This window comes from Pseudomonas sp. S34, from assembly GCF_009866745.1.
GTDB classification, from domain to species: Bacteria; Pseudomonadota; Gammaproteobacteria; order Pseudomonadales; family Pseudomonadaceae; genus Aquipseudomonas; species Aquipseudomonas jessenii.
In genome coordinates this window covers 115,552-125,528 of record NZ_CP019398.1, presented here as the reverse complement: position 1 = coordinate 125,528, position 9,977 = coordinate 115,552, and the positions used below count along the sequence as shown (strand labels likewise).

Sequence of the window (9,977 nt, the reverse complement as noted above, 5' to 3'; positions counted from 1 at the left end):
TGCACGAAAACGGCCGTCCTTAGGGGGCGGCCGTCATGTTTGCGTCCACTGCCCGGTGACGATTTCGTCGCCGCGCCACATACTGGCGCGCAGTTGACCTATGCTGCTGACAGCACGACGCTGGTTCAATTCTGAGGGATGCTCAATGTTTTACGTGCAACGCGATGCGCAGGGCCTGTTGGTACGCGTGGAACCCGCCGCCTACGCCGAGGCCACGGAAACGCTGGCGGCCGACAATCATGAAATCCTGGCCTGGTTTGCCAACGCGGCTGTGGAAAACAGCCTCAAACAGCTCAAGCAGAGCGACTTTGAAATGATTCGGGTACTCGATGACCTGATTCAGGTGCTGACCCAAAAAGGCGTGATCCGTGTCACCGACCTGCCACCGGCGGCCCAGGCCAAACTGATGGACCGGACCCAGGCGCGTGAGGCGTTGGGTGGGTTGAGTCAGTTGATCGATGAGAATGAAAGCGGGTTGATCTGATCATCGATCTTCAGTGACTGTTCCAGCCGTCGTCGCGGGCTTGCCCGCGATGAAGGCGTCACTGACAACCCGACGCCAAGAGTTACTTCCAGGGCTTGGGCTCGCCGAACAGCTGGCCCTGCACACCATATAGCCCCATCTCGCGAATCACCGACAATTCCCCTTCTGTCTCGACCCGCTCGGCAATCAGGGGCAAGTCAATGCTGTGCGCCGCTCGCTGGATCGCCTCGATGAACAGGCGTTTGTCACTCTCCAGATCAATCGACCGAATGTAGCTGCCATCGATTTTCAGGTACGCCAGACCCAGCCGGGCCAGGTTGCCGATCATGCTGAAGCGGCCACCGAAACGTTGCAGGCTCAGGGAGAACCCCAGTTCGCGCAGACGCCGGGTCAGTTGCTCCAGCACTGCCTGATCAGGCAGTTGCTCTTCGCCAATTTCCAGGGTCAGACGCGGGCCGAGGTTGGAATGCGAGCGCAGTATCTCGAGGATTTTGTTTTGCGCCTGCGGATCGGCCAGGGTAGCCGACGACAGGTTCAGCGCCAGCGATTCCTCATGCCCGCTCATTTGCTCCAATACCCGCTCGAGCATCAGCCGATCCAGACGTGCAGTCCAGCCGAAGCGCTCCAGCCAAGGCAGAAAACGCCCGGCGGGGATGGTCTGGCCGTGTTCGTCGAGCAGCCGCGACAACACTTTGTAGTGCAACACCAGTTGCGTGTCCTGGGCGGCCACTACCGGTTGGAAATACAGCTCGAAACGTTGCTGTGTCAGCGCCTGGTCGAGCATGAGGTGCCAGGCGTGGTGATCGTCGCCGACACTGGCCGCAAGGCTGTGTTCGATACAGGCCCAGTTTTGCTCGCCCTGGCCTTCGGCCTGGGCCAGTGCCTGATCGCCGAGGCTAAGCACGGCTTGCGGCGAGTCGCCGTGAGCAAAAGGCGCCAGGCCGATAGAGGCTACGGCAGCCACATCGGTGGCGCCGGTAGCGTGAAGACTGGCCAAGGCGCTGTCGAGGTTCTGTGCCAATTGCAGCGCTTCTGTGCGCACCAGTCCCGGTGCCAGTACGGCAAATTCGCCACCACGGATACGGGTGACCAGGTTTTGGGTTTCCGGGTATTTGGCGCACTCGCGGGACAATTGCTCGCCGACGGCCTTGAGCACTTCATCGGTGCGCTGACCACCAAGGCGCTGGTTGAGACCGGCCAGATCCTTGACCCGCAACAACAGCAGGTAACCGGAACTGGCCTGCTCCGGGTTGCTTACCCGCGCATTCAATTGCATCTCGAAATAACGCCGGTTGGCCAACCCGGTCAACGAGTCCTGATAGGACTCGACCCGAAGTTTTTCACTGCGTTCGGCCTGCTCCTGGAAGAGTGCCTTGAGCTTCTCGACCATCTGGTTCATGGCCTGCACTACCCGGCGAAGTTCGGGGGTGCGCGGCAGTTCTGGCAGACTGAGGAATTCCCGCCGGGCGATGGCGTGGGATTGCTTGACCATGTAATCCAGCGGTTTCAATTGCTGACGCAGCAACAATGCGCCAAGTACCGCACTGACCGCGCCACATAGCAGCAACCAGCCCAGGCTGCCCAAAGCGCTTTGCCATAACTTGGCCAGCGCGAACATTGGGTGGCTGACCACCTCGACCCGGGCAGCCTGCTCCCAGCCACGGCTGACGATCGCATCACCACCGGCGGGCTCCAGGCCGATCAGTTTGACGAACCAGTCCGGAACATTGTTGATCGCCGGAATGCCCGTGCGCTCGACCAGGGGCTGATTGGTTTTCACATCGACCACGCGGATGCTCGCGTAGTAACCGCTGTCGAAAATCGAGCTGACCAGCAACTCGACCATCGCCGGGTCGTCGATGTTCGGTGTCAGGGACAGCGCCAGCGCCGTCGCGGCGTCCTGGGCATGGGAGCGCAACTGGTTGACGTACTGAGTACGCGAGCTCTCCAGGCTGACCATGAAACTACCGGTGAAGGCGACCACCAGGAACAGACAGATAGCAATCAACAGCTGTTTGAACAAAGACATCTGAGCACGTGCTCCTAGTTAGTCGTCTCGACCGGGAATCCTTCGGCCTGCATTTTTTTCAACACATCCTGCCAACGCGAAAGGCGTTTGGTATCGCCGACCTTTTTATTGCCCTTGGCACCCGGCAACCACATCCCTTCCGCATTGAAAGAGTAGACCGGCAGCAAATCCTTTCGCTGGCTGGCCGGCTTGATTGCATCAATCAGGCTGTCGAGCACCAGGGGCTCGGCCTCCGGACTCGAGTAGTAGGTCAGCACCATGTGCGCACGGTTCTGGGTCAGTGCCTTGACATAGGTGATACGCAGCTTTTCACTGGCTACACCGAGGTGTCGCAGGCTGAAGTACTTGGCAATAGCGTAGTCCTCACAGTCGCCGGCGCCTTTCCAGAGGGCTTCGATCGGGGTTTCCCAGTAGTCGACTTCATGCCACAGATCCATGTCTTCGACGTATCGCAGCTGTTTGTTGAAGAAGCGATTGACCACATTGAGTTGTTCCAGCTCGCCGAGCTGCTTCTGGCTGGTCAACAAGTATTGCCAATCATTAATGCGCTGCTGACCTTCTCCCAAAGGTCCGTACAATGCCTGCGCTCGCCGGCTGATCAGGGAAAAATCCCAATCGGCGCTCAAGCTGCCCAGCATCACGCCAGTCAGCAGCAATGCGCTGCACAGCCAGCGTAAAACCCGGGGGATCGTTAAACTTGCCACCAATGCGAGGCATCCTGGATAGGCAGGAGGGAGTCGTTCGAATGGTGAAGGTTAGCCCGGAAAAAGACAATGGCACTGTGAGATCACTGGCGGCGCGCTAAACTGGAAGAAAGGCACTCCAGAGCTTGTTTGACAAGCAGTCAGCCAGTCACTAGTGTCATTTGGATCCAAAAATATTCCATCAATCAGGGTGCGTTTAGTGACACAAAAGCCCAACCCTCTCAGCAGTATCAAGGTCAACGGGCCGATTCCTGCACACATGGCACGCTCGGTGATCGAAGAAACCCTGCGCGCGGCCATACTCGACGGGCGCATTCCTTGCGGTGCGGCCTTGCGACAGCAAGACCTCGCCGACCTGTTCGGCGTCAGCCGCATGCCTGTACGCGAAGCCTTGCGCCAACTCGAAGCACAATCGTTGCTCAATGTGGTTGCCCATAAGGGCGCCGTGGTCGCGCCGCTGGTACAGGGCGATGCCGTGGAAACCTATGCGCTGCGCATCCTGCTGGAATCCGAAGCCCTGCGTCTCTCGGTACCACTGCTCCAGGACGAAGATCTCGAACAGGCTGCCCGCTACATCGATGCACTGGAAATGGAAAGCGACTACACCGAAATCGGTCGGCTCAATCGCCTGTTCCACATGACGCTTTACACCCGGGCGCCGAATCGCCGGCTGTTGAAACTGGTCGAAGACGGCCTGACCGAAGAAGAACGGTTCCTGCGTTTCAACCTGGAAGCCATGGGCCTGGGCAAACTCTCCCAGGATGACCACAAGGCACTGTTGCAGGCAGCCGAAGCCCGGGACGTCGAACACTCCGTGCAGCTGCTCGAGCATCACCTGAACCGAGGGGTCGAGGTCATTACGCGCTACCTCAACAGCCCTGAAGTCCAGGCCAGGAACAGGTCGAAGTAGCCCGCGGCGGCAAGCCCGGGGAATGTACCGAAGGGTTTTCCTCGCTTGCCGCGCATCCCCCCAAATGCTCCGCGAATGATTTGATTACAAATCCCCCGCCCCCATACCACACCACCCTTGCGGCGCCATACCGCGCCCCAACGCCCCGCCGCCTTAAAACCCGACCATTGCAACGTTTGCGTGATGCCTCAGTAATGGCGGCCACCTCGATTTACGCCCACTCTGGATAACCAGGACAAAAAACGGGTGACGCTCCGTGCGAATGGAGCAGTCTCTGTCCCCAGAAGCGAAGGAAGGAGCCTCATCACGGGAACGGAAGGATCGGTATCACTCGCGACCCACTTCCACCCCCTCAGACACCCACAACGACGCCCGTAAAAAGTTACTTCGAGTGAGGCATTCACTCTTTATTTAATTCTGACTTACATAAGCCGGAAGGAGTAACTACGCCAAAATAAAACCAATATAAGAAGTTTTATTGGAACTTTTCATCTTCGAAAAAGTTGAATATTGAAATAACAACAAAACAACTTGATCAAGACTTTATATGTGTATTAGTTTTTCTTCGCCGCCAGCCACAAACGGCAGTAACGCCTCAGCTACTCGGCATCAATAGCACTGAAAAAGATCAATACGTTTGAGGTACCCGTTCGCCAGGAGAAAACTTCCAGCGAACTTCAGTGCTTGATTACTTCTCACCCCGGATCATTTACAGGCTCATCCATGAAACCAACTAAAGAACGTCTGCTTCAAAAAAAATCAGAACTTAGCGAGCACCCGATCTTCTCTGAAATACATTCGCTGCCGGTCCTGCGACGCTTCATGGAAACCCACGTGTTTGCCGTATGGGACTTCATGTCGCTGACCAAGCGTCTGCAACAGGAATTGACCTGCGTGCGACTGCCCTGGCTGCCACCGCAGGATCCCCAGGCCGCGCGGTTGATCAACGAGATCGTACTGGGTGAGGAGTCGGATGATCGTCCGGCCCGGGGTCATTACAGCCACTTCGAGTTGTACCTGGATGCAATGCGCGAGGTCGGCGCCTGTACCGTTGCCATCGAACGCTTCGTGGCCCTGCAGCAAGAGGGTGTGAGCTACGACGTGGCATTGCAGAGCATCAAGGTCGATCCGGCGGCCGCGGATTTCGTTCGCCATACGCTACACACCGCACTGCATGCACCGGGTCACAGTGTGGCGGCGGCGTTTCTGCACGGTCGCGAGAGCGTTATCCCGCAGATGTTCCAGCGCATCCTCGACGATTGGGGCATCGGTATCGAACAGGCACCGACTTTCCGGTACTACCTCGAACGGCACATTGAGGTCGATTCCGAGGACCACGGCCCGGCAGCGGAAAAGCTCCTGTCGCGACTGGTCGATAGCGACCCGCAACGGCAGGAAGATGTATACGCCAGCGCCATCGCAGCCGTGGAAAGTCGTATCGCCCTGTGGGACGGGTTGCGCCTGAGCATGAACGCATCCGTCACGGAGGTGAGCGCATGAACGCCGCAGACTACCAATCCTTCGCTGATGCCTGGGAGAGCCGCGCGACCATCCGCACCCGCCCGCGCCGTGTGCTGGAAAACGACGACAAACTGATCTACCCGTTGAGCCGCCAACCGCTGGTGCTGAGCGAAACCTTTGTGCGCCAATGCCCGGAACAGCGCGACTTCGCCCTGGTGCAGACCCTCTACAAGTTCATCAACGATGTGGTGATCTTCGAAACCGAGATCGTCGACAAAACCGCCCGCAGCATCGCCAAGAATCGCTTCGCGGTCGAGTTCCCGTTCGCCTGCCGCTACGACGCCATGACTGTCGTGGTGGACGAGGATTATCACGCACTGGTGGCGATGGATTTCATGCAACAGACCATCGCGTTGACCGGCATCACCCCCATTGAATTGCCGGATGAAATCGAACTGAGCCGAGCAATACCGGCGGCCGTGGCGCTCGCACCGGAGCACCTGCGTAGCGCTGTAGAACTGATCTGCGTGGCCATCGCCGAAAACACGGTGACCGGTGATGTCGCCGCATTTGCCAAGGACGACACGGTCAAGCAATCGATCAAGGGCCTGATGGCCGATCACTTGCTGGACGAGGGGCGTCACTCCGGTTTTTGGGCGCGGCTGGTACGCATCTACTGGCATGCCGCAAGTGCAGACGACCGCCAGTGCATCGCCCAGATCTTGCCGGTGTTCATTACTCATTACCTGACCAACGACATCCAGAAATCCTTCGACTTCTGCCTGATCGACGCACTGCAGATCAATGACGCGGCGCGCCACGCCCTCAGGAACGAAGTATCGGCACTGGCCTTCCCGATAAGTCGCCATCACCCGCTGGTGGCCAACATTGTGCGGTTTTTCCACAGCAGTTCGTTGCTCGATTCGCCGTGCGTACAAACCGCCCTCAGCGACTACCTGGTTTGACGAGGAGCCCATCATGAGACGTCTCGACATCTTGCTCATCGGACAAAGCCAGGCGCTGACCGAGCTGGCATTGGAACTCGAACAACACGGTCACTCACTGACGCGGATGTTCGCACTCGACGAAATGTCGGGGCCTGCGGATCTACTGATCGACGATGGCACGTCACCTCCGTTCCCCTGTCAGGCGCAACGACTGACATTGCAATTGGGCCTTGGCCTGCCGCAGGCGTCCGGCCTGCCTTCGCTGGACCTGTTGTGCTGCCATGGTTCAACGCTGCTGACCCGTGTACCCATCGCCGATGAACCGTCGGGTAACGGCCAGGCGTTGCGTAGGCAGACCATGACAGCACTGGTTGACCACGTGGCGCTGCTGGTCAGTCGCTACTCGCGCGATGCCGACTATTTTCGGCTCGCCGAACCCGCCGAACCTGTTCGCTTCGAGCGCATCGAGAGTTTGCGGTTCCTTGATAGCCTCGCGTTCGTGCATCGCCTCAATACCACCGCCGACCCACGACTGCAGCAACTTGCGCAAACGCCGATGATCGAAAGGCTGGAGCAACAGTGCATCCAGAATGCTGACCGTCCGGCCTTGAGCATCGATGGCACCACCCTCGACTATCGCCAGTTGCACGCCCACAGCCGCGCCATCCAGCAACGCCTGCGACCGCTGCTGGAGCAGCATCAAGGCCCGATAGTCATCGGGATCTGCCTGCCCAAATGCAGCGCGCTGTATGCGGGAATCCTGGCGATCCTGGGCAGCGGCGCGGTGTACTTGCCGCTGGAGCCGAGCCATCCGTTGCAACGTCAGCAGTACATCCTGTCGAATGCCGGGGCGGTGTTGTTGCTGCATGACGGCGAGCACCCCCTGGCGAACGAGATGCCAGGGCTGGACATCAGCAGCATCGACGCCCATGCAGCAGATCTCTCTCAACCGTTGATGCGCCAACGCCCCGACCTCGATGCACCATGTATGGCCCTCTACACCTCGGGCACCACCGGCCATCCGAAGGGCGTGCTGCTCAGCCAGGCCAACCTCGCGCACTTCACCCACTGGTACGCCGACTATGTTCAGCTGACCAGCCAGAGCCGGGTGCTGCAGTTTTCTTCGTTGAGCTTCGACTCATCGCTGATCGACATCTTCCCCCCCCTGTTGCAGGGCGCCGAGCTGATCGTGCCCGGCGATGACCAACGCCGCGATCCCCTGCAACTGGTGGAACTGATCCGTCATCGGCAACTGAGCCACGCCTTTTTGCCGCCGGCCTTGTTGAGCATCCTGCCGCTGGAGCAATTGCAGCGCCTGGACCATGTGATGACCGGCGGCGATGTCTGCGAGCCGTGGGTCATCGAGCAGCTGAGCCGTCAGGGCAAGCTCTACAACCTCTACGGGCCCACCGAGGCCACGGTGCTGATTACCGCGCGCAAACGCCAGCCAGGCGACCACAACCGCTCGCTGGGCGCTCCAATCGCCAACAGCCAGGTGTTGATTCTCGATGACGATTTTCAACCAGTGGCCGAACAAACCGTCGGCGAGTTGTACATCGCCGGCCCCGGTGTGTGCCTGGGTTACCTGAACAACCCGCAGCAAACCGCAGAACGCTATCTGGAACTGAACTTGCCTGATGGCCGGACCCTGCGCGTCTATCGCACCGGGGACATGGCGAAGTGGACGGCTGAAGGGATCGAGCTGTGCGGTCGGCGTGATAATCAGGTGAAGATTCGCGGCTTCCGGGTCGAGCCGGAAGAGATTGAGCGCTGCCTGCGCGACAGCCAGTTGTACCGCCAGATTGCCGTGGTCATCGATAGCCAGCGGCGGATTCTGGCTTTCCTTGCCCAGCCCCGAGAGAACCTTCCCGGCAGCGCTCGCCAGGCGTTGAGGGCCCACGCGACACAGCACCTGCCGGACTACATGCACCCTGTTGCATGGACCGAGCTGGCAAGCATGCCTTACGCCAGCAATGGCAAGGTCGACCGCAAGGCGTTGCTGGATCTGCCGGTGAGCGTCACCGAGAACCCTTCACGGCGCCTGCCCGTCAACGCCGATGAGGCCCTGCTGCTGGAAATCTGGGCGCAGTTGCTGGAGCTGCCGGCGAGCGACATTTCCACCGACGAAAGCTTCTTCAATCTGGGCGGGCACTCGATCCTGCTGTCGCGCATGCTTCTGCGACTGCGCGAGGAGTTCGGGCGCAGCATCTCGATCAACCGCTTCATCGAAATGCCCACCCTCGAGAAACTGGCGACACTGGTACGCGGTTTCGGCAGCGAAGAAGTGCTGAGCGAACAGGCCATGCGCGATGCCTTCCGCGAGCTGGATATTCAGCCAATGCCCGTCAGCCGCATGGGCGATGTGCACAAGGTGATCGTCACCGGTGCCAACAGTTTTGTCGGTGTACACATCGTCGAGGCATTGCTGGCCTGGGGCGCCAGTGAAGTCGCCTGTCTGGTTCGCGACGGCAACGGGCAATCGGCAAACGAGCGCTTTGCCCAGGCGTTACGGGAGAACCGTCTGGAGCATCTGGATATGAGCCGGGTGCGGGTTTACACGGCAGACGTCACACGGCCGGAACTCGGTTTGGCGCCCGAGGTTTACCAGCGGCTGGATCAGGAGTTTGGCGCTCTGGTGCACAACGCGGCCAACGTCAATCACGTCCTCGATTACGAGTCGCTCGCCCAGGACAACGTCGAGCCGATTTTCGAATGTTTACGCCTGTGCGAAGGACGCAGCAAAAAAATCTTCAACTTCGTCTCGACGCTCTCGGCCTCCAGCACGATATCCGCCGATGGCCGAGTGCTTGAGTTGCCGGCCGCACTCACACCACCGATCTACATCAAGAACGGCTACAACCTGTCCAAATGGGTTGGCGAGCGAATCCTCGAACGGGCACGGGAGCTTGGTGTGCGGGTCAATCTCTACCGTCCCGGCAACATCAGCTTCAACAGCCTCACGGGCGTGTGTCAGCCGCACAAGAATCGCCTGATGCTGATGCTCAAGGGCTCGATCCAGCTTGGCCAAGTACCGGAGTTCGCCTTGAATTTCGACTTGATGCAGTGGACTTTCTCGCCCGATTCATCGCCTTCCACGCCAGTCGTTATCAACCGGAACAAGCGGTATTCAACCTGCACAACCCCGAACCCTTGAGCTGGGACAACTACGTGGCGTCCTTCCGCGAGGCAGGCCGCGAATTCACGATGGTCAGCGTCGCCGACTGGCAGCAGCAACTGGGTCGGGTCGACAGCGACAACGCGTTGTTCGGCGTGCTGGGGTTCTACCTCAACGGTTTCGAGGAGGACATCGGCGATATCTCGATGATCGGCCACGACAACGCCCAGGCCGGTGTTCGGCTAATGGGCGCGCACTACCCGCAAAAGTCCCCGGCGCTGCTGCGTCGCGGCTGCGATTACCTCAAAGAAATCAATTTCATCTGAC

Annotated in this window: 6 protein-coding genes and 1 pseudogene; 5 read left to right on the top strand and 2 right to left on the bottom strand. The window is 59.3% G+C overall.

Annotation, left to right across the window (positions count from 1 at the left end):
* Positions 1 to 145: 145 nt before the first annotated feature.
* The gene (locus PspS34_RS00625) at positions 146 to 484 is read left to right on the top strand and encodes a tryptophan synthase subunit beta (protein WP_150815185.1); all 339 of its coding nucleotides are present in this window, start codon (positions 146 to 148) and stop codon (positions 482 to 484) included.
* 82 nt (positions 485 to 566) lie between these two features.
* On the opposite strand, the gene lapD is transcribed toward PspS34_RS00625, so the two are convergent.
* Positions 567 to 2,513, bottom strand: coding sequence for a cyclic di-GMP receptor LapD (lapD, locus tag PspS34_RS00620; RefSeq protein ID WP_154862439.1), 1,947 nt, complete (start codon positions 2,511 to 2,513; stop codon positions 567 to 569).
* A 14-nt stretch (positions 2,514 to 2,527) separates the two neighbouring features.
* Positions 2,528 to 3,220 (bottom strand): cysteine protease LapG, encoded by a 693-nt coding sequence (gene lapG, locus PspS34_RS00615; RefSeq protein ID WP_150815187.1) that lies wholly within the window; start codon positions 3,218 to 3,220, stop codon positions 2,528 to 2,530.
* A 196-nt stretch (positions 3,221 to 3,416) separates the two neighbouring features.
* On the opposite strand from lapG, the gene PspS34_RS00610 reads away from it, so the two are divergent.
* From PspS34_RS00610 to PspS34_RS00595, 4 genes and pseudogenes are all read left to right on the top strand, one after another.
* Positions 3,417 to 4,127, top strand: a complete 711-nt coding sequence (locus tag PspS34_RS00610) for a GntR family transcriptional regulator (RefSeq protein WP_154862440.1) — start codon at positions 3,417 to 3,419, stop codon at positions 4,125 to 4,127.
* A gap of 723 nt (positions 4,128 to 4,850) precedes the next feature.
* The gene (locus PspS34_RS00605) at positions 4,851 to 5,627 is read left to right on the top strand and encodes a DUF3050 domain-containing protein (RefSeq protein WP_150815189.1); all 777 of its coding nucleotides are present in this window, start codon (positions 4,851 to 4,853) and stop codon (positions 5,625 to 5,627) included.
* Complete coding sequence (locus PspS34_RS00600) at positions 5,624 to 6,553, top strand: diiron oxygenase (RefSeq protein ID WP_090452364.1); 930 nt, start codon at positions 5,624 to 5,626, stop codon at positions 6,551 to 6,553. Before PspS34_RS00605 ends, PspS34_RS00600 begins: the two co-directional genes overlap by 4 nt.
* Before the next feature lie 13 nt (positions 6,554 to 6,566).
* Positions 6,567 to 9,976 (top strand): annotated as a pseudogene (locus tag PspS34_RS00595) (non-ribosomal peptide synthetase).
* Position 9,977 lies beyond the last annotated feature (1 nt).

Coding starts and splice junctions, on each gene's coding strand:
- PspS34_RS00600 (WP_090452364.1), top strand. CDS start 5,624: ATGAACGCCGCAGACTACCAATCCTTCGCTGATGCCTGGGAGAGCCGC.
- PspS34_RS00625 (WP_150815185.1), top strand. CDS start 146: ATGTTTTACGTGCAACGCGATGCGCAGGGCCTGTTGGTACGCGTGGAA.
- PspS34_RS00605 (WP_150815189.1), top strand. CDS start 4,851: ATGAAACCAACTAAAGAACGTCTGCTTCAAAAAAAATCAGAACTTAGC.
- lapD (WP_154862439.1), bottom strand. CDS start 2,513: ATGTCTTTGTTCAAACAGCTGTTGATTGCTATCTGTCTGTTCCTGGTG.